This is a genomic window from Amycolatopsis sp. CA-211722 (assembly GCF_056828465.1).
Genome location: NZ_CP184752.1, coordinates 1,287,231 through 1,312,629 on the forward strand (window position 1 = coordinate 1,287,231; position 25,399 = coordinate 1,312,629).

The 25,399-nt window shown below is 69.9% G+C and carries 27 protein-coding genes; 15 read left to right on the top strand and 12 right to left on the bottom strand.

Annotated features, from left to right (window positions below):
* Positions 1–31 precede the first annotated feature (31 nt).
* The 3 genes from ACOCEP_RS06335 to ACOCEP_RS06345 all read left to right on the top strand — a co-directional run bounded on the left by ACOCEP_RS06335 (position 32) and on the right by ACOCEP_RS06345 (position 2,650).
* Positions 32–640, top strand: coding sequence for a hypothetical protein (locus tag ACOCEP_RS06335; protein WP_482336265.1), 609 nt, complete (start codon positions 32–34; stop codon positions 638–640).
* Positions 637–1,461: an NAD(P)H-binding protein gene (locus tag ACOCEP_RS06340; RefSeq protein WP_482336266.1), complete on the top strand. Its 825-nt coding sequence runs from the start codon at positions 637–639 to the stop codon at positions 1,459–1,461. The genes ACOCEP_RS06335 and ACOCEP_RS06340 overlap by 4 nt, the downstream gene beginning before the upstream one ends.
* A gap of 124 nt (positions 1,462–1,585) precedes the next feature.
* Positions 1,586–2,650, top strand: a complete 1,065-nt coding sequence (locus ACOCEP_RS06345; protein ID WP_482336267.1) for a methyltransferase — start codon at positions 1,586–1,588, stop codon at positions 2,648–2,650.
* On the opposite strand, the gene ACOCEP_RS06350 is transcribed toward ACOCEP_RS06345, so the two are convergent.
* Entirely contained in the window at positions 2,619–3,503 is an 885-nt protein-coding gene (locus ACOCEP_RS06350) for a LysR family transcriptional regulator (RefSeq protein WP_482336268.1), read from the bottom strand. The two genes, ACOCEP_RS06345 and ACOCEP_RS06350, sit on opposite strands and share 32 nt — an antisense overlap.
* Positions 3,504–3,573: 70 nt before the next feature.
* Here ACOCEP_RS06350 and ACOCEP_RS06355 point away from each other — a divergent pair, with 70 nt between their 5' ends.
* Positions 3,574–4,908 (top strand): FAD-binding oxidoreductase, encoded by a 1,335-nt coding sequence (locus ACOCEP_RS06355; RefSeq protein ID WP_482336269.1) that lies wholly within the window; start codon positions 3,574–3,576, stop codon positions 4,906–4,908.
* A gap of 97 nt (positions 4,909–5,005) precedes the next feature.
* A complete protein-coding gene (locus ACOCEP_RS06360) occupies positions 5,006–6,190 on the top strand; it encodes an acyltransferase family protein (RefSeq protein WP_482336270.1) in 1,185 nt (394 codons plus the stop codon).
* Positions 6,191–6,267: 77 nt separating this feature from the next.
* Here the strand turns inward: ACOCEP_RS06360 and ACOCEP_RS06365 are convergent, their stop codons facing one another.
* The 3 genes from ACOCEP_RS06365 to ACOCEP_RS06375 are packed head-to-tail and all read right to left on the bottom strand — an operon-like array spanning position 6,268 to position 7,764.
* Positions 6,268–6,678: a nitroreductase family deazaflavin-dependent oxidoreductase gene (locus ACOCEP_RS06365; protein WP_482336271.1), complete on the bottom strand. Its 411-nt coding sequence runs from the start codon at positions 6,676–6,678 to the stop codon at positions 6,268–6,270.
* 38 nt (positions 6,679–6,716) lie between these two features.
* Positions 6,717–7,067, bottom strand: coding sequence for a PLDc N-terminal domain-containing protein (locus ACOCEP_RS06370; protein ID WP_482336273.1), 351 nt, complete (start codon positions 7,065–7,067; stop codon positions 6,717–6,719).
* A 37-nt stretch (positions 7,068–7,104) separates the two neighbouring features.
* Positions 7,105–7,764, bottom strand: a complete 660-nt coding sequence (locus ACOCEP_RS06375; RefSeq protein WP_482336274.1) for a cytochrome P450 family protein — start codon at positions 7,762–7,764, stop codon at positions 7,105–7,107.
* A gap of 73 nt (positions 7,765–7,837) precedes the next feature.
* On the opposite strand from ACOCEP_RS06375, the gene ACOCEP_RS06380 reads away from it, so the two are divergent.
* Positions 7,838–8,695, top strand: coding sequence for a PaaX family transcriptional regulator (locus tag ACOCEP_RS06380; RefSeq protein ID WP_482336275.1), 858 nt, complete (start codon positions 7,838–7,840; stop codon positions 8,693–8,695).
* Between the two features lie 58 nt (positions 8,696–8,753).
* Here ACOCEP_RS06380 and ACOCEP_RS06385 read toward each other — a convergent pair whose 3' ends face one another.
* Positions 8,754–9,155: a RidA family protein gene (locus tag ACOCEP_RS06385; protein ID WP_482336276.1), complete on the bottom strand. Its 402-nt coding sequence runs from the start codon at positions 9,153–9,155 to the stop codon at positions 8,754–8,756.
* 48 nt (positions 9,156–9,203) lie between these two features.
* Here ACOCEP_RS06385 and ACOCEP_RS06390 point away from each other — a divergent pair, with 48 nt between their 5' ends.
* Complete coding sequence (locus ACOCEP_RS06390; protein WP_482336278.1) at positions 9,204–11,555, top strand: bifunctional salicylyl-CoA 5-hydroxylase/oxidoreductase; 2,352 nt, start codon at positions 9,204–9,206, stop codon at positions 11,553–11,555.
* Positions 11,552–12,730: an acyl-CoA dehydrogenase family protein gene (locus tag ACOCEP_RS06395; RefSeq protein ID WP_482336279.1), complete on the top strand. Its 1,179-nt coding sequence runs from the start codon at positions 11,552–11,554 to the stop codon at positions 12,728–12,730. The genes ACOCEP_RS06390 and ACOCEP_RS06395 overlap by 4 nt, the downstream gene beginning before the upstream one ends.
* Here ACOCEP_RS06395 and ACOCEP_RS06400 read toward each other — a convergent pair.
* Both ACOCEP_RS06400 and ACOCEP_RS06405 read right to left on the bottom strand, forming a co-directional pair.
* Entirely contained in the window at positions 12,666–13,301 is a 636-nt protein-coding gene (locus tag ACOCEP_RS06400) for a DUF2306 domain-containing protein (RefSeq protein ID WP_482336280.1), read from the bottom strand. The two genes, ACOCEP_RS06395 and ACOCEP_RS06400, sit on opposite strands and share 65 nt — an antisense overlap.
* A 190-nt stretch (positions 13,302–13,491) precedes the next feature.
* Positions 13,492–14,880 carry a GH1 family beta-glucosidase gene (locus ACOCEP_RS06405; protein ID WP_482336281.1) on the bottom strand — a complete coding sequence of 463 codons (1,389 nt, stop codon included), beginning with the start codon at positions 14,878–14,880 and terminating at the stop codon, positions 13,492–13,494.
* A gap of 85 nt (positions 14,881–14,965) precedes the next feature.
* Between ACOCEP_RS06405 and ACOCEP_RS06410 the strand changes: the two genes are divergently transcribed.
* Together ACOCEP_RS06410 and ACOCEP_RS06415 are read left to right on the top strand one after the other, a co-directional pair.
* Complete coding sequence (locus tag ACOCEP_RS06410) at positions 14,966–16,210, top strand: ROK family protein (RefSeq protein WP_482336282.1); 1,245 nt, start codon at positions 14,966–14,968, stop codon at positions 16,208–16,210.
* A gap of 109 nt (positions 16,211–16,319) precedes the next feature.
* Positions 16,320–17,546, top strand: a complete 1,227-nt coding sequence (locus ACOCEP_RS06415; protein WP_482336283.1) for a family 16 glycosylhydrolase — start codon at positions 16,320–16,322, stop codon at positions 17,544–17,546.
* Between the two features lie 88 nt (positions 17,547–17,634).
* Here ACOCEP_RS06415 and ACOCEP_RS06420 read toward each other — a convergent pair whose 3' ends face one another.
* Complete coding sequence (locus ACOCEP_RS06420; RefSeq protein WP_482339614.1) at positions 17,635–18,282, bottom strand: GntR family transcriptional regulator; 648 nt, start codon at positions 18,280–18,282, stop codon at positions 17,635–17,637.
* 181 nt (positions 18,283–18,463) lie between these two features.
* On the opposite strand from ACOCEP_RS06420, the gene ACOCEP_RS06425 reads away from it, so the two are divergent.
* From ACOCEP_RS06425 to ACOCEP_RS06445, 5 genes are read left to right on the top strand one after another with little or no spacing between them, the layout of a single operon-like run.
* The gene (locus ACOCEP_RS06425; RefSeq protein ID WP_482336284.1) at positions 18,464–19,708 is read left to right on the top strand and encodes an MFS transporter; all 1,245 of its coding nucleotides are present in this window, start codon (positions 18,464–18,466) and stop codon (positions 19,706–19,708) included.
* Positions 19,709–19,734: 26 nt separating this feature from the next.
* Positions 19,735–20,529: a putative hydro-lyase gene (locus tag ACOCEP_RS06430; protein ID WP_482336285.1), complete on the top strand. Its 795-nt coding sequence runs from the start codon at positions 19,735–19,737 to the stop codon at positions 20,527–20,529.
* Positions 20,529–21,287, top strand: a complete 759-nt coding sequence (locus tag ACOCEP_RS06435) for a LamB/YcsF family protein (protein ID WP_482336286.1) — start codon at positions 20,529–20,531, stop codon at positions 21,285–21,287. The genes ACOCEP_RS06430 and ACOCEP_RS06435 overlap by 1 nt, the downstream gene beginning before the upstream one ends.
* Positions 21,287–21,892, top strand: coding sequence for a 5-oxoprolinase subunit PxpB (gene pxpB / locus ACOCEP_RS06440; protein WP_482336287.1), 606 nt, complete (start codon positions 21,287–21,289; stop codon positions 21,890–21,892). Before ACOCEP_RS06435 ends, pxpB begins: the two co-directional genes overlap by 1 nt.
* Positions 21,889–22,746, top strand: coding sequence for a 5-oxoprolinase subunit C family protein (locus ACOCEP_RS06445; protein WP_482336288.1), 858 nt, complete (start codon positions 21,889–21,891; stop codon positions 22,744–22,746). The genes pxpB and ACOCEP_RS06445 overlap by 4 nt, the downstream gene beginning before the upstream one ends.
* 240 nt (positions 22,747–22,986) lie before the next feature.
* Here the strand turns inward: ACOCEP_RS06445 and ACOCEP_RS06450 are convergent, their stop codons facing one another.
* From ACOCEP_RS06450 to ACOCEP_RS06465, 4 genes are all read right to left on the bottom strand, one after another.
* Positions 22,987–23,625 carry an alpha-ketoglutarate-dependent dioxygenase AlkB family protein gene (locus ACOCEP_RS06450; RefSeq protein WP_482336289.1) on the bottom strand — a complete coding sequence of 213 codons (639 nt, stop codon included), beginning with the start codon at positions 23,623–23,625 and terminating at the stop codon, positions 22,987–22,989.
* Complete coding sequence (locus tag ACOCEP_RS06455) at positions 23,613–23,750, bottom strand: hypothetical protein (RefSeq protein WP_482339912.1); 138 nt, start codon at positions 23,748–23,750, stop codon at positions 23,613–23,615. The genes ACOCEP_RS06450 and ACOCEP_RS06455 overlap by 13 nt, the downstream gene beginning before the upstream one ends.
* Before the next feature lie 86 nt (positions 23,751–23,836).
* Complete coding sequence (locus ACOCEP_RS06460) at positions 23,837–24,895, bottom strand: alcohol dehydrogenase catalytic domain-containing protein (protein WP_482336290.1); 1,059 nt, start codon at positions 24,893–24,895, stop codon at positions 23,837–23,839.
* Positions 24,896–24,904: 9 nt separating this feature from the next.
* Positions 24,905–25,285, bottom strand: a complete 381-nt coding sequence (locus ACOCEP_RS06465; protein ID WP_482339616.1) for a transcriptional regulator — start codon at positions 25,283–25,285, stop codon at positions 24,905–24,907.
* Between the last annotated feature and the right edge of the window lie 114 nt (positions 25,286–25,399).

Here is a 25,399-nt window from a genome sequence, read left to right on the forward strand (position 1 = left end):
TCAACCCTTGTTTAAGTTTCATGCTGGAGTCATGACAGCACAGGGGACCTCCGAAATGACCATCCACAAGGGACATTGGCCGACACCGGACGGGGCGACGGTCGTGGTGGCGCGCGAATGGCCGGACGCCGACGCGGCGCGGGCGGCGTTCAAGAGCCACGAAGGACTTGTTTCCTTCACCGCGTACGAGGGCATCGATCATGACGGCGCCTTCACCTACGAGCAGTGGACCAGCGAAGACGCCATCAAGGACCTGGACGGCGCGCCCGTGTTCCGCCTCTACCGCGGGCAGCGCGGCGAGGGGACGCCCGGCTGCCTCGTGATCGTCTCGGTCGAGTTCGAGGGCCCCGACGAGCGACGACAGCGCGACTGGATCGACCTCGCCTTCGAAGCACTCGCGTCGGAACCCGTGCGTCCCGAAGGCGGGTTCTCGGGGTTCTTCCACGTGAGCACCGACGGGACCCGCGTGCTGAACTACGCCGAATGGGCCAGCGCCGAAGCCCACATCGCCGCGCTCGCGGCTCCCGGCGCCGATGGCATCGGGACCACCGCCGTGTGGAAGAAGGTGCAGACCTACCCGGGGATGTCGGGCGGGTCGGTCAAGCGGTACCGCCCGATCTTCTCGGCGGTGGCGGCATGAAGCCGATCCTGGTCGCCGGTGCGACGGGCAACGTCGGCTCGCAGGTGGTCGCCCGGTTGCGGGAGCGAGACGTCCCGGTCCGGCCGCTGAGCCGTAATCCGCCGCCGGACGGCGTCCGCGGCGATCTGGCGAAACCGGAAACCGTCGCGCCGGCGCTCGACGGCGTCGACACCGTGTTCCTGATGCTCGCGGGCCCCGCCGAGGCGCTGGTGCCCACGGTTTCACTGCTCGGGGAACGGGTGAAGCGCGTGGTGTTCCTTTCCTCGGGTGCCGTCGACGATTCCCTGGCGGAGCAGGACAACGCCATCGGCGCCTGGCATCGCACCGTCGAGGAGGCGATCGAAGCCGCCGGTCTGGACTGGACTTTCCTGCGCCCGCACGGATTCGCGACCAACACCCTGGGCTGGGCGCCGTCGATCCGCGCGGACGGCGTCGTCCGCGGCGCGTACGGCGAGGCGTCGATGCCGCTGATCCACGAGAAGGACATCGCCGCGGTGGCCGTCGAAGCGCTGACCGGGGACGGGCACGCCGGCGCGAAGTACGTGCTCACCGGTACGCGGCCGATGACGCAGGCCGAGCAGGTCCGGATCCTCGGCGAGGCCGCGGGCCGCCCGGCGCGCTGGGAGGAGATCCCGCTCGACGAAGCCCGCGCCGCCATGCTCACGAAGATGCCGGACTTCATCGTCGACACGATGCTGGGCGGCTTCCGCGGCCTGGTGACGAAACCGGGCGAGGTCACCTCCACCGTCCAGGAAGTCACCGGCAGGCCGGGGCTGGATTTCGAGGTCTGGGCGGCCGAACACGCCGCCGCCTTCCGGTAGGCTCGGGTTCGTGTCGACACCGGTTCATGCCGCGGTGGTCCGCTAGCCGCCGTTCCTGACCTTGTCCCCCGACGAGCCACGCCCGCGGGGTCTCTTCGCCGCGGGCGGATCCAGGAACGGAAACATGAACCCCCAGTCCACAAAGGACGGTGGTCGGCGCTGGCTGACCACCGTCGGCACGAACCTGCCCCGGACCGTCGTCGCGATCGACGACCGGATCACCGCCGACGAGGCGTTCCGGCTCGCCGCGGCGGGTACCGGCCTCGTCTGGCACGGCGACTTCCCCGGCGCGCGGAACCTTCTCGCCGCGATGTCCCGCCGCTGCGGTACCGCGGCCGGGAAGTCCTTTCAGGATCAGCGGAACCATCGGGCGCGCCGGGCGCGGATCCTCGGCGGGCTGCTGGTCCCGCTGGACCCAGGCCACGTCCTGCCGGTGCGCCGCGGGCCGGACGTGCGCGAAGCCTGCACCGAGGTCTTCGGCCCCTCCGACGCCGCTTCGCTGGTGTCCTTGCGCGAGCTGCTGGGCATCGTCAGCGCGCACGAATGGCGGGTGAAGGGCGTCGAAATCCCCGCCTTGGGCGCGAAAATCCACCCGCACCACGGGGTCTTCTCCCCCGTCCGCGGCGAGTACGTCGACCTGGTGGCGAGAACTCCCTTACCCACCAAGGAACTGGCGTTCGACGTCGGCACCGGCACCGGTGTGCTCGCCGCGGTCCTCGCGCACCGAGGAGTCGAGCGCGTGGTGGCGACGGACAACGAGCCGCGCGCGCTCGCCTGCGCGCGGGAGAACTTCGCACGTCTCGGTCACGGCGCGATCGAAACCCTCGAAACGGATATCTTCCCGCCCGGCCGCGCGCCGCTGGTCGTCTGCAACCCGCCTTGGCTGCCGTCCCGCGCGCGGACCCCGCTCGAACGCGCCGTCTACGACCCGGGCGGCCGGATGCTCAAGGCGTTCCTCGACCGGCTGCCCCGGCACCTCGAACCCGGCGGGGAGGCGTGGCTGATCCTGTCCGACCTCGCCGAACTGCTGGGCCTGCGCACACGCCGGGAACTTCTCGCCACGTTCGCCCGGTCCGGCCTCGAAGTCCTCGGCAGGGAGGACATCCGGCCGAGGCATCCGCGGGCCGACGCGAGGGAGGTGACCACGCTGTGGCGGCTCACAACCCGAGCAACACCCGCGCCTGACTGATGAACACGCGGGCGGCGGGGCTGACCGGCCCCTCCGTCCGCCAGGCCAGGGCCAGTTTCGCCCGCAGCCCGGCCGGCCGCGTGATCTCCATGGCGTGCAGTTCCGTGTAGTGCGTCGCCAGCGACATCGGCACCACGGCGACACCGAGCCCGCGGCCGACCAGTTCGGCGACGACGTTCGGGTCGCCCGCCTCCAGGGTCACCCTCGGCTGGGCACTGTCGGCGAGGAACGCCGCGTCGACGATCGCGCGCATGCCGGTGCCCTTCGGCAGGCTCACCAGAGACCGGCTTTCCAGCTCCGACAGGGTGATCGTGGCCTGCCCGGCGAGCGGGTCCTCCGGCCCGGAGACGGCGACGAGCGGCTCGTCGAGGACGACCTCCAGGCCGATCCCCGGCGGCGGTTCGCCGGAGACGCCGATCAGCGCGACGTCGAACCGGCCGTCGGCGACCCCCGCGAGCAGGACGTCGGAGGTCGCCTCGGCGAGCGTGATGTCGACCGCCGGATGCCGCTCGTGGAAACGCGCGAGCAGATCCGGCAGGTTGACCGGGCCGCGCGAGGACACCATGCCCATCGCGACCTGGCCGCGGACCAGCCCGGTGAGATCGTCGACCGCCTGCCGGACCCCGGCGACGGCGGCGAGCGCGGCCCGCACGTGCGGGAGCGCGGCGGCGCCGACCTCGGTCAGCCGGACCGCCCTGGCCGACCGGTCGAGCAACGGCTGCCCGAGTTCGCGTTCGAGCCGGCGGATCTGGGCGCTGACGCCGGGCTGCGCGACGTGCAGCCGCTCGGCGGCGCGGGTGAAGTTCGCTTCCTCGGCCACCGCGACGAAGTATTCGAGCTGGCGGAGTTCCATAACCGATGATTCTAGTTGCCAGACGAACCAGATCTTGGACTTCTGGCCGAATCGGGCTCACGCTGGCCCTATGACCACGATGCTCCGCTCCGGTGACCCGGACTACGACAACGAACTCGCCGGCTTCCAGACCGCGGTGCCCCGCCGTCCCGACGTCATCGTGCCCGCCGCTTCGGCCGCCGACGTCGTCGAGGCGGTCCGCCACGCCGCCGAGCACGATCTCCCGATCGCCGTCCATTCGACCGGGCACGGCGTGGGTGTCCCCTTCGAGGGCGGCGTCCTCGTCACCACCCACCGGATGACCGGGATCCGGATCGACGAGGGCGTCGCACGGGTCGACGCGGGCGTGCGCTGGGGTGCGGTCGTCGAGGCGGCCGCGAAGCACGGGCTCGCACCGCTGAGCGGTTCCTTCCCCGGCGTCGGCGTCGTCGGCTACACCCTCGGCGGCGGGTTCAGCCTGCTCGGCCGCAAGTACGGTCTGGCCGCCGACCAGGTGACCGCGATCGAGGTCGTCACCGCCGACGGCGAGCTCCGCCGCGCCACCCCGGACACCGAAAGCGACCTGTTCTGGGCGCTGCGCGGCGGCCGCGACAACTTCGGGATCGTCACCGCGCTGGAGTTCCGGCTCGTCCCGGTCACCCGGTTGTACGGCGGGAGCCTGCAGTTCGGCACCGAATCGCTGTCCGCGGTGCTCCGCGCCTGGCGCGACTGGACGGCGGACATGCCGCGCGAGATGGCGTCGTCGCTGGGCATGGTCCCGATGCCGGATCTGCCGATGGTGCCCGAGCCGTTGCGCGGGCAGCACGTCGCGCAGATCCGGATCGCCTACCTCGGCGACGCGGCCGAGGGCGAACGCCTGGTCGCCCCGCTGCGCGCCGCCGCGCCCGTATTGGGTGACACGCTCGCCGAGATCCCGTTCACCGAATCGGGCAAGATCGCGAACGAGCCGCCCTTCCCGCACGGCTACCGCGCCGACAACGCCACCGTGTCCGAACTCGGCGACGCGATGCTCGACGCGATCCTCGAACACGCCGGTCCGGACGCCCCGGTGCCGACCGTCGTCCTGCTGGACCTGCTCGGCGGCGCGCTGTCTGACGTACCTGAGCACCCAGGCGTCGGCTGGGACCGCGAAGCGCGCTTCACCGTCCGGGCGCTGTCCGTGGTGGACGACACTTCGATCGCGGAGATCCGGAGCGCGCACGGGAAGCTGTTCGACGCGCTGAAGCCCTGGTCGACCGGCAAACTGCTGACCTTCGTCTACGGCGAGAGCGACCCAGGCGAGGAGGCGGCCAAGGTGTACTCCCCGGCCGATCTGCGGCGGCTCGCCGAGATCAAGGCCGCCGTCGACCCGGCCAACCGGTTCCGGCTGACGCATAACGTCGAACCGGCGCGTGACGCTGGGTGATCTCCGAAAATCGCAGGTAGGAGGCCTCGACACGGGGCGAAGGCACACCGGGTGACCCCCGTATACTTCCGGGCCGATACCGCGATTAGGGGGCACTGTGCGCACTGTGGACCATGACGAGTTCCTCGCCATGCGTCGTTTCCCCGCGCTCGACGGACTGCGCGCGATCGCGGCCACCATCGTGATCCTCTTCCACTTCGCCGGTCCGAAGTGGAGCTGGCTGTCCGGCTGGGTCGGTGTCTACATCTTCTTCGTCCTGTCCGGTTTCCTGATCACGACGCTGCTGCTGCGTGAACAGGACCGCACCGGCCGGATCTCGCTTTCGGCCTTCTACCTGCGGCGCGTCTTCCGGATCCTGCCCCCGTACCTGGTGATCCTCGGCGGGATCGTCGTGTTCGTGTGGCTACGCGGGGAGTTCTTCGCCCGCGACTTCCCGCACGCGCTGAAGTACTACCTGACCTTCTTCAACGAATTCCTGCCCGGCAGCGATTCCCCCACAGGCGGCCAGGACAACTTCTTCAGCGGTTCGTGGACGCTGGGCATCGAGGAGAAGTTCTACCTCGTCTGGCCGTTCCTGCTGGTGGTCGCCGGGGCGGTCGGGCTGGCCGCGGCCTGGCGCAAGCTCGCGCTGGCCGTCGCCGCGTTCGCCCTGATGGCCGGCCTGGTGGGGGTCACCGGCGGCTGGGTCCCCGGGCCGAACGCGCAGATCTACGAGTCGACCGTGCACTACGCGATCCTGCTGATCGGCTGCGTACTGGCGATCGCGATGCACTACCGCCGGTCCTACGCGGTGCTCAAACCGCTGACCCATCCGCTCGCGGCGATCCCGGTGTTCGGCGCTTTCGCCGTCCTGCACGTCAACATGGAGAGCCTCTGGCGGCAGTCCGGCAGCAACCTCGGGCTCCTGATCGCTTACGGCCTTCTTTCCGCGCTGTTGCTGGTCGTGCTCGTATCTCCGGGGCCGCTGCGCTGGCTGCTGGCCACGAAGGTGATGCGGTTCGTCGGTGAGCGGTCATATTCGCTCTATCTGCTGCAGGGCCCGGTGCACTTCGTGGTGGTCGAGGCGGTGCCGTCGCTGGGTCAGCACCGGATGATCAGCGCGCTGGCCGTGTTCGCGGTCGGGCTCGCGATCGCGGATCTGATCCATCGCTGGGTCGAGCAGCCGATGATCCTCGTCGGCAAGAAGCTGATCGCGCGCCGTCAGGAGCGCAAGGCACTGCGGGCGGCCGAGGCCGAACTGAAGCGCCCGGAAGCCGTCGAAGCCACCACCGGCGCGCGCTGACCCCTCCCGCGTTTCGTCCTCTGGTTGCGGTAGTTGCGCGTGCAAGTACCGCAACCAGAGGACTACTTGCGGCGGGGTCAGCGCGCGATGGTGACGATCGGGATCACCCGATCGGTCTTCTTCTCGTAGTCGGCGAAGCCCGGCATCAGGCTGATCATCTTCGCGTAGAGCCGGTCTCGTTCGGCGCGGTCCACGACGGTCGCGGTCGCCTCGAACTTCTCCGTGCCGACCTCGATGGTGACCTTCGGGTTCGCCAGGATGTTGTGGTACCAGGCCGGGTTCTTGTCCGCCCCGGCGTACGACGCGGCGACGACGTACTTGCCGTCCTCCTCGGCGTACGCGAGCGGCGACGTGCGAGGCTCGCCGCTCTTCGCCCCGGTGGTGGTGAGGAGCAGCAGCGAGCCGCCCTCGAACGGGCCGCCCACCTTCCCCTCGTTCTCGCGGAACTCCTTGATGATGTTCTTGTTCCAGTCGAGCGTGTCGGACAACGTTCCTCCAGTGTCGATCTTCTCGATCCCGAGGCTACTCAGCCTTCACGCGCCTTGCGGCGCTGTTCTTCGGCACGCTCCCGGCATTTGCGCAGGAATTCTTCGTCGTCCGCGGCGCTCGTCGCGGCGAAGCGGCCCGGCCGGTCGTACTCCGGGAACGCCGGCGTCTCCCTTTCGTACCGTCCACGCGGGGCGCGGGCGGCCTGCTGCGGGCGACCGGCGACCAGCCAGACGATCGAGCCGATCAGCGGGACGAGCAGCACCAGCAGCAGCCACATCCCCTTGGGCATGTTGCGGCACGAGCCCTCGTCGGTGGTGATCACGTCGACGATGCAGAAGATCCACAGGCCGAGCGTGAGAACGCCGAAGAAACCATTGAAATACAGCATCGAAAGACTCCCCAGTTCCAGATGACCGGGGTAAGTCTTAGCACAGCAGGGCGTCGAGAATTCCCGCGGCCACTTGCCGCGCCTGCGTTTCTCCTGGGCATCGTTTGGCCCCTGCGCCGAATGGACGTTCCGTCAGGTCCACCTCGACCACTTCGCCGCCGGCCCACCGCCGGGTGACCCGGACCGGCGGATCCTCACGGAGGACCCGGTCGAGCAACTCTTCGACGTCCTCACCGGGCCGGTGGGCGGCCAGCGCCTTGCCGAGCAGCTTGGCCGTCGCGTCACAGGCTTGCACCAGGAGCCCGATCCGCGCGGCCGTCCGTTCGTCGGCGGCCCCGCCGCAGACCTCGACCAGCCGCCGCATGGCTTCTTCGGCGTCGTCCCCGATTCCCGTATGCGGGTGATAGGCGGCGGAAACCGTCGCGATGTCGCGGGAAACGTCGGGCAGGCCGAGTTCCGCGGCGAGGACGGCGACCGGAACCCGATCCACCTCGTCCCGCATCGCCATGGCGAGCGCGAAAGCCTTGTCCCGCAGGGATCCCATCGGCGCGAGCTCGGCGAGCACCAGCGCCCGCCGTCGCGTGTGGTCTTCCGGGCTGCTGAACCGGGCGACGTTCGCCCGCAGCCACCGGACGCCGCCCGGTTCGACGTCCTGGGGCACCGGCGGGACAGGGGCTTCGATCAGTGGATCCTCCATACGGTGACGCTAAGTGCGGAACGCTTCGGTCACGGCCGAAACATGAGCACATCGGCGTTGTTATGGTGACCGGGTGACGGCCGTGTCGGAGGCAACCGAAGTCGACGGCGCGGGCCGGACGGCGCAACCGCGCCAACTGATCGTGACCGTGTACGGCCTCTACTCGCGAGGCGAAGGCGGCTGGCTCTCCGTCCGTTCCCTGATCGACCTGCTGGCCGGCGTGGACGTCGAGGAACCGGCCGTCCGGTCGTCGATCTCCCGGCTGAAACGACGCGGGATCCTTTCCGCGGTACGCCGGAACGGGGCGGCGGGTTACGAACTTTCCGAAACCGCGCTGGCGATCCTGCGCGAGGGCGACGAGCGGATCTTCCGCCGCGAACGCGCCACCCCCGGCGACGGCTGGCTGCTCGCGGTGTTCTCCGTCCCGGAAGCCGAACGGCACAAAAGGCACGTTCTTCGCACCCAGCTCGCCCGGCTCGGCTTCGGGACGGCGTCGTCCGGGGTCTGGATCGCGCCCGCGCACCTGCGAGACGCGACCTCCGACATGCTGCGGCGGCTCGACCTCGAGGGGTACGCCGATCTCTTCCACGCCGAACACCTCGCGTTCGGCGACGTGCGGGAGAAGATCCGCGAGTGGTGGGATCTCGACCAGCTCGAAGCGCTGTACACCGCTTTCGTCGACGAGCACGCGGCCGCGCTCCGGCGGTGGCAGCGGCGCAAGACCACGGACGAGGCCGAAGCGTTCGCCGACTACGTCCGGGTGCTGACCGACTGGCGGCGGCTGCCCTACCTCGATCCTGGCCTGCCCGCCGAACTGCTGCCGCCGGGCTGGGCGGGCATCCGGGCGGCGGATCTGTTCTTCACGCTGCACGCGCGGCTGGGCGAGGCCGCGGCCGCGCACGTCTCGCGCACCATCGCCGAAGTGTCATGAAAGGGTCGTTCAGGACGCGAAATGTCCTGAACGACCCTTTCATGACACTGGGGGAAGGTCACGCGACGACCGCGAAGCCCTGCACCTCCACGAGCGCCTCCACGTCCCAAAGCCGGCTGACGCCGATCCCCGCCATCGCGGGGTACTCGCTCCCGGCCAGCCGCTTCCACACCGCACCGATCTCGCGCGCGTGGGCGCGGTAGTCGTCCATGTCGACGATGTAGATGGTCACGCTGCACAGGTCCGACGGCTCCCCGCCCGCCGCGCGCAACGCGGTGAGCAGGTTGGACAGCGCGCGTTCGAACTGCTCGACCACACCATCGCCGACGATGCGGTTCTCCTCGTCCAACGCCGTCTGACCGGCGAGGAAGACGAATCTGCCGGTCGCGGCGACCGCGTGCGAGAAGCCGGAGGGGCGGCCGAGCCCGGGCGGGTTGATGCGCTCCATACGGGTCACCATATCCCGTATCGTTGACGGTCGTACATACCGCGACATACCCTGAGCGACGTGCGTATCGCGGTGTTAGGCGGCGGCCCGGCGGGGCTCTACTTCGCCACGCTGGCGAAACAGCTCCATCCCGAGCACGAGATCACCGTCTGGGAGCGCAACGCGCCCGACGACACCTTCGGGTTCGGGGTGGTGTTCTCCGACGAGACACTCGGCGGTATCGAACACGCCGATCCGGTGATCCACGCCGCGATGCGCCGCGAGTTCGCGCGCTGGGACGACATCGACGTCCACTTCCGCGGCACGGTGCACACCGCCGGCGGGAACGGGTTCGCCGCGATGAGCCGCAAGCGGCTGCTCGGCATCCTTCAGGAACGCTGCGCGGAGCTCGGTGTCGACGTGCGTTTCCGCACCCAGGCGCCGAGCGCGGCCGAAGCGAGTACCGGGTACGACCTCGTCGTCGCGGCGGACGGCGTCAACTCCCCGACCCGTGACGCCTTCGCCGAGAGCTTCCGGCCGAGCCTCCAGACCAGGCGCTGCAAGTACATCTGGCTCGGCACGGACCTCGTCTTCGACGCCTTCAAGTTCTACGTCCTGGAAACCCCGCACGGGATCATGCAGATCCACGGCTATCCGTACGGAGACACCGCGAGCACGTTCATCCTCGAACTGCACGAGGACGTCTGGCAGCGCGCGTTCGGCGAGATCGCCGCGACGTCACTGGCGCCGGGCGAGAGCGACGAGAAGTCGATCGAGGTCATCCGAGAGCTGTGCGCGGACGTCCTCGGCGATCATCAGGTCTTCGCCAACAACTCGAAGTGGACGGCGTTCGGCACCGTGCGCTGCGCGAGCTGGCGGCACGAGAACGTCGTCCTCCTCGGCGACGCCGCGCACACGGCGCATTTCTCCATCGGCTCCGGCACGAAGCTCGCCATGGAGGACGCGCTCGCGCTCGCCGCCTGCCTGCACGAACAGTCCGATATGGACAGTGCCTTGGCAGCCTACGAGGCCGAGCGCCGACCCGTCGTCGACTCCACCCAGCGCGCCGCGCAGGCGAGCCTGGAATGGTTCGAGAACCTGGGCCAGTACACCCACCAGGATCCGGCGCAGTTCGCGTTCAACATCCTCACCCGCAGCCGCCGCGTCACCTACGACAACCTCCGGCTGCGCGATCCCGAGTTCGCCGCGGAGCTGGACACCTGGTTCGCGTCTACTTTGGACTCCGAGGTTCGGCCGCCGATGTTCCAGCCGTTCCGCGTCGGGAACCTGGACCTGCCGAACCGCGTCGTCGTCTCGCCGATGGACATGTACTCCGCCGAGGACGGCGTCCCAACCGATTTCCACTTGGTACACCTGGGAAGCAAGGCACTCGGCGGCGCCGGGCTGGTGATGACGGAGATGGTCTGCGTCTCCGAAACCGGCCGGATCACCCCGGGCTGCGGCGGCCTGTACACCGAGGAACAAGAGCGAGCGTGGAGGCGGGTCACCGACTTCGTCCACGGCCACACCCCCGCGCGCATCGGTGTCCAGCTGGGCCATTCCGGGCGCAAGGGCTCCACGAAACTGATGTGGGACGGCATCGACCAACCGCTCCCCGAAGGCAACTGGGAGATCTGCGCGCCGTCGGCGATCCCGTACAGCGAAGCGAACCAGACTCCGCGCGAGCTCACGGTCGCTGAACTACAAGAGATCCGAGACCAGTTCGCGAAGTCCGCCCGATCCGCCGCTCGTGCCGGGTTCGACCTTCTCGAACTCCACTGCGCGCACGGCTACCTCCTGTCGTCGTTCCTGTCCCCGCTGACCAACCGGCGCACCGACGAGTACGGCGGCTCGCTGGAGAACAGGCTGCGTTTCCCGCTCGAAGTCTTCGACGCCGTCCGCGCGGCATGGCCCGCCGAGCGGCCGATGACGGTCCGCATCTCCGCGACCGACTGGTACGACGGCGGGATCGACGTCGACGACGCCGCCGAGATCGCCCGCGCGTTCGCGGAGCACGGCGCGGACGGCATCGACGTGTCGACCGGCCAGGTCGTCAGCGAGGAGAAACCCGCGTACGGCCGCAGCTATCAGACACCGTACGCGGACCGGATCCGCAACGAGATCGGGCGCGAGTACGGCATCGCGGTGATCGCCGTCGGCGCGATCTCCTCCTACGACGACGTCAACTCGCTCATCCTCGCGGGCCGCGCGGATCTGTGCGCGCTCGGCAGGACCCACCTTTACGATCCACAGTGGACATTGCACGCCGCCGCCGAACAGGGCTACCCGATGCCGTGGCCGAAGCAGTTCGCGGCGGGCAGCCGGAAACCGCAGGGCGGCCGTACCGACGGCCCGAAACCACGGCTGGAACTCCTTCGTTCCGGCGAAACCGGCACCGCGCACGCCCGCTGGCGACCCGGGAGCGACCGATGACCGCCTTCGCACTGAACCCCGAACAGCAGGCCTTCGCCGACGAAGTCCGGCGGCTGGGCGCCGGGAAACTCCGCCCGCTGGCCGAATCCGGCGCCGAAGGCGCGGTCAACCGCCCCCTGCTGAAGGAAATGGGCGCGCTCGGCCTGCTCTCCCGGCTGTTCCCCGGCGTCGACGGCGGCAGCCCGAGCCGCGAGGCCGCCGCGACGGACCTCTGCATCCTGCGGGAATCCCTGGCCAGCCAGAGCACCGAAGCCGAGACGGCGTTGGCGCTCCAGGGTTTGGGCACGTACCCAGTGCTGCAATCCGGGCAGGACTCGCAGGTCGCGAAGTGGGTTCCCGCCGTGGCCGCGGGCGACGCCGTCGCCGCTTTCGCGCTCACCGAACCGAACGCGGGCTCGGACGCGGCCGCGCTGGAGCTCGCCGCCGAGCCCGACGGCGACGGCTGGCGGCTCACCGGCGAGAAGATGTGGATCTCCAACGCCCCCGAAGCCGATTTCTACAGCGTTTTCGCCCGCACCACTCCGGAAGCGGGATCGCGCGGGGTCTCCGCGTTCGTCGTCCCCGCCGACCGCGCCGGGCTGACGGGTGAGCACCTCGACCTCGTCAGCCCGCATCCCATCGGCACCCTGGTCTTCGACGGCGTCCGCGTGGAACGGGACGAACTGCTGGGCGAACAGGACCGCGGTTTCGGCGTGGCGATGCGGACGCTGGACCTGTTCCGGCCGAGTGTCGGCGCGTTCGCCGTCGGGATGGCGCAGGCCGCGCTCGACGCCGCCGTCGCCCACGCCCAGAGCCGTGTCGCTTTCGGCGGCCCGTTGCTGAAGCAGCAGACCGTGGCGCACACCCTCGCCGAAATGGCGACCCGCACCGAAGCGTCGCGCCTGCTCGTCTACGCCGCGGCCGCCGCCTATGACGCGGGCGAGCGGAACCTCGCGGGCCGCGCCGCGATGGCGAAACTGTTCGCCACCGAGACCGCGCAGTACGTCGTCGACTCGGCCGTGCAGATCCACGGCGCGCGGGCGCTGCGGCGAGGGCATCTGCTCGAACACCTCTACCGCGAGGTCCGCGCGCCGCGGATCTACGAAGGCGCCTCCGAAGTCCAGCGGACGATCATCGCGCGATCGCTGACTTCTTCCCAGCCGGACGGCGATCCAGGTACCACTGCGTCGCGATGACGACCAGCGTCGGGCTCAGCCAGGCCGTGATCGCGGCGACCGACTGGGTCAAGGCGAGTTCGCTGCCGCCGAACGTGGTCTCCAGCTGCGGCTGCAACGTGATAAGCGCGATCGGCCCGACCAGCCGGCTCACGATGATCGACATGGTCAGCGCGAAACTGCGGATCATCCAGCGGCGGTGGTCGGCGAACCGGCGTTGCCTCGCCGCGCGCCAGCCGGCGAACGTGCACGCCAGCCACAGCACCCCGGCCACGACGTTGGCCACCCGCGTCGTCGGGCCGAACGGGCTCATCGCGCCGACGGTCAGCGCCATCAATCCGGCCGGGAGCACCCCGGCGAAGACGTACACCCGGCCGAGCTTCCGGTGCACCGCCGGATACTTCGCCCGGAACCACGGCCAGATCTGCAGCAGCGCGCCGACCATCGCGATCGAGCCGAAAAGCACGTGCGCCGAGAGGAACCAGTAGTGCGAGGTGAACCCCGGTGGCTGCGGCACCCGCGACTGAGACGGGTCCAACGACAGATACGGCGGCATCGAAAAGGCCAGGAACACCACGACGATGACGGCCATCGGCGCAACCCAAGGCCTTCGCCACCACGCTTTTCGTGGCGCCTCCCGCTGGTCGCGTTGTTCGAGCCTGACGGTCATCACTGTCCCCCACGTTTTCCGGTAGCGGCAAACAACTTTCCGCTGCCGAACCTAGGACGCGGGGCCACCGGTAAGAATGGAGCGGACCGCCGGTTCGATGGTGGAGCAGGCCCTACCGCCGTCCGCCGCGCACCCGCCCGACGATGTCGCGGTACGCCAGCCCGCTCTGCTTGATCGTCCGCGCCTGCGTCTCCCGATCGACCCGCACCAGCCCGAGCCGTTTCGCGTAGCCGTAGGCCCATTCGAAACTGTCCAAAAAGGACCAGGCGAAATAACCGCGCACGTCCGCGCCAGCCCGGCGCGCGGCGGCCGTGGCGGCGATGTGCGCGGACAGGTACGCGGCGCGGTCGTCGTCGCGGACGAAGCCGGTCTCGTCGGGGACGTCGGCGAACGCCGCGCCGTTCTCGGTGACGTAGAGCGGCAGGCCCGGATAGTCGCGGCCGATCCGGACGAGCAGCTCGGTGAGCTTGTGCGGCAGGATCTCCCAGCCCAGCACCGTCGACGGCGCCCCGAACGGGACCTTGCGGAACGCGGGCAGCCCGAAGTGCTCGACGGCGTCCCCGTTCTCCTCCACCCCGGAGTACCGCGTCCCGAAGTAGTAGTCGACGCCGAGGAAATCGAGCGGAGCCGCGATGATCGACGGATCCCACGGCTCCGACGGCAGGCGGATGCCCTGCCGCGCGAGGGTCTCCAGCACGTCTTCCGGGTACCGGCCGTGCACCAGCGCGTCGAGGTAGAACCTCGTCCCGAGCCCGTCCTCGAAGCGGGCTGCCTCGCGATCGGCCTCGCTCGGGGTGGCCGGGTCGGCGGTGCTCAGGTTGAGCGTGATGCCGAACTCGGTCCCGGGCCGCGCGAGTTCCCGCATCCGCCGCACGGCGAGGCCGTGGCCGAGCAGGAGATGGTGCGCCGCGGCCATCCCCGCCTTCGCGTCCCGGCGGCCGGGCGCCATCACCCCGTGGACGTAACCGTGCATGGCCGTGCACCACGGTTCGCTCAGCGTGGTCCAGTGGCGGACCCGGTCGCTCAGCCGCTCGAACACGAGCATCGCGTAGTCGGCGAACCGGACGGCGGTGTCACGCGCGGGCCAGCCCCCGGCGTCTTCGAGATGCTGCGGCAGATCCCAGTGGTACAGCGTCAGCCAGGGATCGATGCCGTTGTTGAGCAGTTCGTCGACCAGCCGGTCGTAGAAGGCGAGGCCGGCCGGGTTGACGCCGCCGCGGCCGCGCGGCTGCACGCGGGGCCAGGAGACGGAGAAGCGGTAGGTGTCGACGCCGAGTTCCTTCAGCAGCGCGACGTCCGCGGGCATCCGGTGGTAGTGATCGCAGGCGACCTCGCCGGTGTCCCCGTTGTCGACCGACCACGGCGACCGCGCCCAGGTGTCCCAAATGGACGGTGTCCGTCCGTCTTCGGCGACCGCGCCCTCGACCTGGTACGCCGAGCTGCCGACACCCCACCGGAAGTCCGGCGGCAAGGTGCCGATGAGCTCGTCGTCCCCCGTCATGACCCCCTCTTCCCCTTATTTCACCAGTTGATACATGGCGGAGGATAAGGTCGTGGGGCATCCTGGAAAGGTCCGCCGCCATAAGATGGGTATCCGCATGCCTGCCAAGCGCACCACCGTCCGTGACCTGCGGCGGCACAACCGTTCCCTCCTGCTGTCGAAACTCTACTTCGACGGCCCGCTCAGCCGCCACGAATTGAGCGGTCTGACCGGGTTGAGCGCCGCGACCGTCAGCAACGTGACCGCCGAGCTCGGCGAAGAACGCCTCATCACCGAGGCGGGGCTGGTCGAGTCCGACGGCGGCAGGCCGCGCGTCCTGCTCCGCGTCGACCCGGCGTACGGGCATGTCGCGGGTGTCGACATCGGCGAGACCGGGGTGAAGGTCGAACTGTTCGACCTCACCATGAACCGGCTCGCCACCGTCGAGCATCCCCTCGCCTCGCCCAGGCCGGACGCCGCCGCGGCGGTCACCCAGGTGGCGTCCGGGCTCCGGGAGGTGATCGCGGAATCGGGTATCGACGAAGCGACCGTGCTCGGTGTCGGCGTCGGCGTCCCCGGCACCGTCCAGCAGGGCGAAGCGCTGCGCGTGCACGCGCCCACCATCGGCTGGAAGGAGGTCCCGCTCACCGATCTCCTGCGCGCGGAAGGTGTCGAGCTGCCGCTGTTCGTGGACAACGGCGCGAAAACCCAGGGCCAGGGCGAAATGTGGTTCGGCGCCGGGCGCGGCGCGCGGCACGTGGTGATCGCCCTGATCGGATCCGGTGTCGGCGCGGCCGTGGTCGCCGACGGCACCACCTACCGGGGCTCCAGCAGCAGCGCGGGCGAATGGGGCCACACGACGATCGTCTACGGCGGGCAGGAATGCCGCTGCGGAGCGCGCGGCTGCCTGGAGTCCTACGTCGGCGCGGAAGGCGTCCTCGCCCGCTACCGCAAGGCACGCGGCGGAAGGACTTCGGACGAGGACGAGCAGACCCAGTTCGCCGCCCTGCTGGAATCCGCGGGCAAGTCCAAGACCGCGGCCAAGGTGCTGGAAGAGACCGCGGGTTATCTCGGCGCCGGGATCGGCAATCTGATCAACCTGTTCGACCCGGAGCGGATCGTGCTCGGCGGCTGGGCCGGGCTGGCGCTCGGCGAGCGGTACCTGCCCGAGATCCGGCGTGTGGCGGGCGAGCACGCGCTGGCGCACGTGTTCGACCAGACCGAGATCGAGCTCGGCAGGCTAGGTCCGGACGCCGTCGCCATAGGAGCCGCCACCCTTCCGGTCGCCGCCCTTCTGGAGCAAGGCGCGGACCCGCGCACGGCCGGGTCGAAACGGGGCACGGCCGCCTGACCTTAATTCGAGGTCGAAAAATACATCTTGTCGCAGTGGTAGAGACCATGCATACTTTGTTGCCAGGCACAACAAAGTGGTTTTCTGCCTGCGAAGAGAGGCGACAACGATGTCCATCTCCTCCCGCTTCCGCTGGACGGCGCTCCTCGCCGCCGGCGTCCTCCTCGGTTCCCTCCCCGCCACCGCACAGGCCCCCGCCTCCGAGGCCGCGGTCACGGCCGCGACCTTCACCGACGACTTCAACGGCCCCGCCGGCGCGGGTATCGACACCTCGAAGTGGCATTTCGAGACCGGTGACAACGTGAACAATCACGAACGGCAGTGGTACACGTCCGGGACGAACAACGCGGCGCTCGACGGCCAGGGCAACCTCGTCATCACCGCGAAGAAGGAGAACCCGGGCAACTACAACTGCTGGTACGGCCGCTGCGAGTACACCTCGGCGCGGCTGTCCACCCAGGGCCAGTTCACCCAGACCTACGGCCGGTTCGAAGCGCGGATGAAACTACCGCGCGGACAGGGGATGTGGCCCGCGTTCTGGATGCTCGGCGCCGACATCGGCAACGTCGGCTGGCCCAACAGCGGCGAGATCGACATCATGGAGAACGTCGGCTTCGAGCCGAACACGGTGCACGGCACCCTCCATGGCCCCGGCTACTCGGGTGCCGGGGGCATCGGCGCGGCCTACAACGGCCCGAACTTCTCCGACGACTTCCACACCTACGCCGTCGATTGGGCGCCGAACCAGATCAAGTGGTACGTGGACGGGAACCTCTACCAGACCCGCACCCCCGCCGACCTCAACGGCAACCGCTGGGTCTTCGACCATCCCTTCTACCTGATCCTGAACCTCGCCGTCGGCGGCTACTGGCCTGGCGACCCGAACTCCAGCACGATCTTCCCGCAGCGTCTCGTCGTCGACTACGTGCGCGTCAATTCCAGCGACACCGCCGGGCGCACCGGGCGGATCACCGGTATCGGCGGGAAATGCGTCGACGTCGCCGGGGCGAACACCGCCAACGGCACCCCGGTCCAGATCACCGACTGCAACGGCAACGCCGCGCAGAACTGGACCGTCGGTGGCGACGGGACGATCCGCGCGCTCGGTAAGTGCCTGGACGTCTCCGGCGGCGGGACCGCGGACGGCACGGCCGTGCAACTGTGGGACTGCAACGGATCCGGCGCGCAGAAATGGGGGATCAGCGGCGCGCGCGACATCGTGAACCCGCAGGCGGACAAATGCCTGGACGCCACCGGGAACAGCTCCGCGAACGGGACCAGACTCCAGATCTGGACCTGCGGCGGCGGCGCGAACCAGAAGTGGACCACCCCCTAGCCCCCCAGCCCCCAGCCCTCTGACGCGTTTCGTCCTCTAGTTGCGGTAGTTCGGGATGCGAACTACCGCAACTAGAGGACGAAACGCGTCAGGGGGAGCGCTCGGCGTAGGCCTCGACGAGCTGGTTTTCGGCGTCGGTGAGGTACTGCGCGAGCAGCTTCTCGGCGCCAAGGCCGTCGCCGGCCTCGATTCGTTCGAGGATCTCCGCGTTGCGCTTGAGGTACGGCTCGTGGAAGCGCCGCGGGTCGGCCATCATGTGGAACACCAGCCGCAGCTCGGCGAGGATGCCGCGCATCAGCTCGTCGATCCGTTCGCTGCCGCTCAGTTCGGCGATCGCCGAATGGAACCGGATGTTCGCGGTGCCGAGATCCTGCCAGCGCTCACTCCGCTCGGCGATCCTGCCGTCCTCGACCAGGCGCGCGAGCTTCCCGAACGTCGGCGGCTTCTCCGTCACCGCCCGCACCGCCGAACACTCGACGACCTTGCGCACCTTGTAGAGGTCGACGACGTCCTCGACCGGCAGCACCCGCACGAAGACACCGCGGTTGAGCTCGTGGGCCAGCAGGCGTTCGTGTGTGAGCAGGCGGAACGCCTCGCGCAGGGTGTTGCGGGAGACCCCGAGCGCCGAGCCGATGTCCTGCTCCGACAGCCGGACGCCGGGCAGGAAGAAGCCTTCCGCGATACGCGTGCGGAGTACGCCCGCGACCCTTTCGGCCGTGCTGGTCCGGCTGATCATGCCGCGATCCGCCTCGAGTCCTTCTACCGAGGCAGGACCACCCTCCGCGATCGTCACGTGACCGATCCTACCTAGGCACAAGAGGCTCAGCCAAGGATCCTCTTGTGGAATTGTTGAACAATACCTACAGTGGCTATCCATGTGACCCGTGCCACCCTGAGAGTCACCTCTGGAGGTGCCGATGAACGCGACAGCCACTACCGAAGACACACGCCCCTTCGCCTGGTTCCGCACGCTCGGTTCGCGAGGCCGCCGGGCCTTCGTCGGCGCGTTCGGCGGATACGGGCTCGATTCGTTCGACTACCAGACCCTGCCGCTGGGCCTGGCCGCGATCACCGCCTACTACGGCCTTTCCGGCGGCGAGGCGGGCCTGCTCGGCACCACCACGCTGGTGGTCTCGGCGATCGGCGGGATCGGCGCGGGCATCCTGGCCGACCGCATCGGCCGGGTCCGCACCCTCCAGCTCACCATCGCGATGTACACGATCTTCACCGTGCTCTGCGGGTTCGCGCCGAACTTCGAGACGCTTCTGGTCTTCCGCGCCCTGCAGGGCCTGGGCTTCGGCGGCGAATGGGCCGCCGGCGCCGCGCTGGTCGCCGAGTATTCGCAGGCGAAGTACCGCGGCCGCACGGTCGCCTTCGTCCAGAGCGCATGGGCCGTCGGCTGGGCGCTCTCCGTGGTCGTCTACACCGTCGTCTTCAGCATCTGGAGCCCGGACGTCGCGTGGCGGGTCATGTTCTGGACCGGCGTCATCCCTGCGCTGCTGGTGCTGTGGGTCCGCCGCAACGTCCAGGACGCGCCGGTCGCCGAAGCGGCCCGCGCCACGAAGAAGGAACGCGGTTCGCTGGCCGGCATCTTCAAGCCGGACCTGCTGCGCACGACGTTCTTCGCCGCGCTGCTGGCCACCGGTGTCCAGGGCGGTTACTACACCCTCGCGACCTGGCTGCCCAGCTACCTGAAGACCACCCGCGGCCTCACCGTCATCGGGACCGGCGGCTATCTCGCGTTCCTGATCTCCGGTGCCTTCATCGGCTACGTCACCGGCGGATACCTGACGGACATCCTGGGGCGCAAGAAGACGTTCCTGCTGTTCTCGGTGCTGTCGGCGGGGCTCATCGTCGCCTACACGCAGATCCCGGCGGGCGCGAACACGCTCGTGCTGTTCCTCGGGTTCCCGCTCGGGTTCTCGATGTCCGCGATCTTCAGCGGGTTCGGCGCCTTCCTCGCCGAGCTGTACCCGTCGGCGCTGCGCGGGACCGGGCAGGGTTTCACCTACAACCTCGGCCGCGCCATCGGTGCCACGTTCCCCGCCGTGGTCGGATTCCTCGGCGCGGGCGGCGCGATGGTGTTCGGCGCGGTCGGCTACGGCATCGCCGTGCTGGCGCTCCTCGGCCTGCCCGAGACTCGCGGCCGCGAACTGCTGTGACCACAATCGGAAGAGGAGGCACCGCGATGACCACCTTCGACGACCCGGCGACGTTGTCCCCCGGCGAGGCCCGCGCACTGTTCCGCGCGGGCACCGCCCGCCCGACCACCGGCTGGGCGAACGGATTCACCCAGACCAACCTGATCGCCGTCCCCGAGGACTGGGCCTACGACGTCCTGCTGTTCTGCCAGCGGAACCCGCAGCCCTGTCCGGTGCTCGACGTCAGCGACCCCGGCGACCCGTCGACCAGGCTGGCGCCCGGCGCGGATCTGCGCACCGACCTGCCGCGGTACCGCGTATGGCAGAACGGCGCGCTGTCCGGCGAGCTCGCGGACGCGAGCGGGCTGTGGCGCAGCGACATGGTCGCGTTCTCGATCGGCTGCAGTTTCACCTTCGAATCGGCGCTGGCCGCCGAGGGTATCCCGCTGCGGCACGTCGATCAGGGCCGCAACGTGGCGATGTACGTGACGAACCGCGAATGCGTCCCGGCCGGGCGGCTGCACGGGCCGATGGTGGTCTCGATGCGGCAGATCCCCGAAGATCGCGTGGACGACGCCGTGCGCGTCACCCGCGGGATGCCCGCCGTGCACGGTGCGCCAGTGCACATCGGCGACCCGGCCGCGCTCGGCATCACCGATCTCGCCCACCCCGATTTCGGCGACCCGGTCGACGCGGAACCCGGTGACGTGCCGGTGTTCTGGGCGTGCGGCGTGACCCCGCAGGCGGCATTGATGGCCTCGCGGCCGCCGTTCGCGATCACGCACGCGCCGGGCTACATGTTCGTGACCGACAAGCTCGACAGTGAGTTCAGGGTGGCCTGATGGATCTCAACAGTGACCTCGGCGAAGGTTTCGGCGCCTGGAAGATGGGCGACGACGACGCCATGCTCGACATCGTCACCAGCGCGAACGTCGCCTGCGGCTTCCACGCCGGCGACCCGTCGGTGATGCGGCGTGTCTGCGAGCGCGCGGCGGAGCGAGGTGTCGTCATCGGCGCCCACGTCGCCTATCGCGACCTGGCGGGCTTCGGGCGGCGGGCGATGGACGTCGCCCCCGCCGATCTGGCCGACGACGTGCTCTACCAGATCGGCGCGCTGGAGGCGTTCGCCCGCGCGGCGGGCTCGCGGGTGCGGTACGTCAAACCGCACGGGGCGTTGTACAACACGGCGGCGGTCGATCCTGAGCAGGCGACCGCGGTGGTCGAAGGGATCCGGCGGTTCCATCCCGGGCTCGCGCTGCTGTGCCCGCCCGGATCGGAAATGGCGAAGCAGGCGGAAAAGGCCGGGCTCCCCGCGTACGCCGAGGCCTTCGCGGACCGCGCGTACACCTCCGAAGGCCTTCTGGTCTCCCGGAAACTGCCCGGCGCCGTGCTCCACGACGCCGGCGAGGTGGCCGAGCGGGCGGTCGCGATGGCGACCACCGGCAAGGTCGTCGCCGCCGACGGGACCGAACTGGCGCTTCAGCCGCATTCGCTGTGCGTGCACGGCGACACCCCCGGCGCCGTCGAACTGGCGCGCCGGATCCGCGCGGGCCTCGGCGCCTCCGGTGTCCACATCGGACCCTTCATCGAGGCCGCGTGATGCGAGTGCTGCCCTATGGGGCGCGTGCGGCCATGGTCGACTTCGACGATCCGTCGGAGGTGCTCGGGCTGCACGCGTCACTGGAGCAGGACCCGCCGGACGGCGTCGTCGAGCTGGTTCCCGCCGCGCGGACCCTGCTCGTCCGGTTCGACCCCGGCCGCACCCACCACGACCGGCTCGCCGAAGACGTGCTCCATCGATCCACAGTGGACATCGAGCCGCGCGACGCCGCCGAGATCGTGGTGCCGGTGCACTACGACGGCCCGGACCTGGCCGACGTCGCGGCCGCCTCCGGCATGTCGGCCGAAGCGGTCGTCCGGCGGCACGAAGACGGGACCTACGTCTCGGCGTTCTGCGGTTTCGCTCCCGGGTTCGCCTACCTGACCGGGCTCGATCCGGCGCTGCACCTGCCACGCCGGACGAGCCCGCGCACCCGGGTGCCCGCCGGTTCGGTCGCGATCGCGGGCGAGTACACGGCGGTGTATCCGAACGCCTCCCCCGGCGGCTGGCAGCTGATCGGGCGGACCTCGCTGCCGGTGTGGGACGTCGAGCGGGAGCCGCCGAACCTGCTGGCGCCCGGCACCCGGATCCGGTTCACTTCATGACCGCGAAGATCGAAGTGGTCCGGCCCGGGGTCTTCGCCACCGTGCAGGATCTGGGACGGCCGGGGCTGGCCGCGATCGGCGTCGGCCGGTCCGGCGCCGCCGACCGCGGTTCGCTGCGGCTGGCGAACCGGCTGGTCGGCAACCCCGAGACCCACGCCGCGCTGGAATGCGTGCTGGGCGGCCTGGTCGTCCGGTTCTCCGCTCCGGCGACCGTGGCCGTCACCGGCGCGCCCTGCTCGATCACCGCCGGCGGGCGGGCTGTCGGCCCGGGCTCGCCGATTTCCCTGCGAGCGGGCGAAGAACTCGCTCTCGGGATGGCTTCTCACGGTTTACGGTGCTATGTCGCGGTGCGCGGCGGGGTCGACGTCCCACCGGTGCTGGGCGCGCGGGCGACCGACACCCTCGGCAAGCTCGGCCCGCCCGTGCTTTCGGCGGGGATGACCTTGCCGATGGGACAGGAGGTACTGGCTCATCCCGGAGTGGATCTCGCTCCTCGTGCGCCCTTGCCGGACGTACCGGTTCTGCGCGTCACTCCGGGGCCGCGGGTTTCGTGGTTCGCGCCCGACGCACTGTCCACTTTGGTCTCTTCCGGTTATGTCGCCACGGCCGACGTCGATCGGGTGGGTGTACGGCTCGACGGCCCGGTGTTGTCGCGGGCCCGTGATGGCGAGCTGCCGCCCGAGGCCGCCGTGCCGGGCGCGGTGCAGGTCCCGCCTTCGGGGCAGCCGATCCTGTTCCTGGCCGACCACCCGGTGACCGGGGGCTATCCGGTGATCGCGGTGGTGGAGGAGGCGGATCTGGATCTGGCCGCGCAGGTGCGGCCGGGGCAGCGCGTGCGGTTCCGGCTCTCGTGACGGTTCTGCTGGCTCCAGGCCGCTGTTGATCCCAAGTCCGGTCGGTTGAAGACCTCGGGGGGGGTGACGCGAAAGCCACTTTCGGGACATCAGACGTCGCGAAAGTGGCTTTCGCGACTTGCTCGCTGGGGCGGTGTGTCGTGCCCGGCCACGGCCGACGTTGCGAAAGCCACTTTCGCAACGTTGAAGGTTGCGAAAGTGGCTTTCGCAACCTCCTGCGAAGCCCAGCACCCCAAGGCCCTAACCGTCCTTACCACTCACGAGGCCCGAGACCCGCAAAGTGATGTTCAGCCGCCCCACCAGCCCCAGCGCCGGATCCGCGGTCCCCGGCAGGATCCGGGGCACCCCGTGGAAGGCCAGCCGCGACTCCCCGCCGAACACGAACAGGTCCCCCGACCGCAGATCCACATCCGTGTACGGCCGCCCGCGATCGACCGTGTTCCCGAACCGGAAGACGCAAGCGTCCCCCAGGCTCAGCGACACGACGGGCTCCAGCGAGGCCTCGTCCTTGTCCTGGTGCAGCCCCATCTTGGCGGCGGAGTCGTAGAAGTTCACCAGCGCGATGTCCGGCTCGTACGACGAAACCCCGTAGGCGTCGGCGACGGCCCGTCGCCCCAGATCGCCCAGCCACGAAGGGAACGGCAGCACCGGGGAGCCGTCCGCGGTCACCTTCGAGTACCGGTACGGATGCCAGTGCCAGCCGAGGCAGACCGTCCGCACCGACATGACACCGCCGTTGGGCAACCGCGTCCGCCGGTAGCCACGCCAGCCTCGGCACGCTTCGACCAGACGGCGTTGTCCGTCGAGGTCGAGCCAGCCGGGGACATGCACCGCACTGGGCGCGACTTCGGTCCGCGGGCGAGGGATCAGCGCGTCCACGCGTCGAGTCTGCCAGGGCGCGCGCCGATGATCCGGTGGCCCCGCACCAGGACACCCGCCGCGGCGAACCAGCGCAGCACGGACCGGCCGAACCCGGGCCGGGACGGAGCATCCATGACTGTCACGGGCAAGCAAGCTGCCACAAAAAGCCAGGAGAAGCCACCTTTCGGACTACTCCGATCGGCCAGTTGACCGCAGTGCGTTCACCCGGTCACCGTGCGAATTCGACCACCGTCACCCCGGCCCGCGCGGGGACCGGGTCGTTCATCGCCGTGAGGACGGCGGGGACGTCGTCGAGGCCGACCCGGTCGCCGATCATGCCTTCGAGGTCGATCCCGGCCGTCTCCACCATCCGGAGCATCTCGGGGTACTCGTGCGCTTGCAGCCCGTGGATGCCGACGATCTCCAGCTCCCCGCCGATCACCCGGTGCATCGGGATCGGCGCGATCCCCTGCGCGGGCGGCATCAGCCCGGCTTGCACGTGCCGTCCCCGCTTCCGGAGGCTGCCGATCGAGGCGGCGCAGGTGGTCGGCGAACCGAGGCAGTCGAGGGAGACGTGCGCGCCGCCGCCGGTCAGCTCGCGGACGTGCGCCGCCACGGCTTCGTGCCCGTCGAACGCGGACGGATCGACGGCCGACCAGGCCCCCATCCGCACGGCCAGCGCCCTGGCCGGCGGGGACGGGTCGACGGCGACGACCGACGCACCGGCCGCGACGGCCAGCAGGATCGCCGAGACACCGACACCACCGCAGCCGTACACCGCGACCTGCTGCCCCGGCCGGACCCCGCCCTGGCGCAGCACGGCCCGGAACGCCGTCCCGAACCGGCAGCCCAGCGCCGCCGCCTCGGCCGCCGACAGCGCATCGGGCAGCGCCACGAGGTTGACCTCGGCGTTTTCGATGGCGACGTACTCGGCGAACGAGCCCCAGTGGGTCGCGCCAGGCTGGAACTCGCGGTCGCAGATCTGCTGGTCACCGGCGGCGCACTGGGCGCAGGTGCCGCAGGCGCAGACGAACGGCACCGTCACCCGGTCGCCTGCCGACCAGCCGCGCACGCCCTCGCCGAGCGACGCGATCCGGCCGGCGAGTTCGTGCCCGGCGACGTGCGGCAGTTTCACCGACGTGTCGTGCCCCTGCCAGGAGTGCCAGTCGCTGCGGCATACCCCGGTCGCGTCGACGGCGATCACCACCCCGCCCGGCGGCGCGACCGGATCCGGCACCTCGCGTACCTCGGGCAGCACGCCGAACTCCTCGAAGACGACCGCCCGCACTCGCGCTCCTTACGTGTCCCGGCCTCTCGGCATCACGATGCCCTCGCCGGGCACCGTACACCGGGCAGTCCGCCCTCGCGGCGGCCCCAGCAGCCGGGACAGGGACTCCGGCGGAACCCCGAGCACCTCCTCGAGATTCTTCAGCACCAGCAGGGATTCCGGCCGTTCCGGACGGCACCGGCCGGACTGCCAGTGGCTCAGCGTCGCGAGGCTGACCGAGCACCCCCGCCCCCTGAGCCGGTACCGGATCCGATCGAGCCCGAGGCCCCTCGCCCTGATCGCCGCCCTGAGGGCGTCCGCGAACGGCCCCGTCTCCAGCAGCCGCCTGAGTTCACGTCCTTCCGCCACCCCCCGGTCGATGGTGTGTGTCCGCTGACCGGTCATCTTCATCGCCTTCGTACGCTCGCTAGCCACCCGGAATAGCGCAGCCTAGGCGCGGGACCACATGATCGGAAGGGTCTTCGATCACCTATCGGCGCGGCAGGCGGGTGACGTAATAATGCA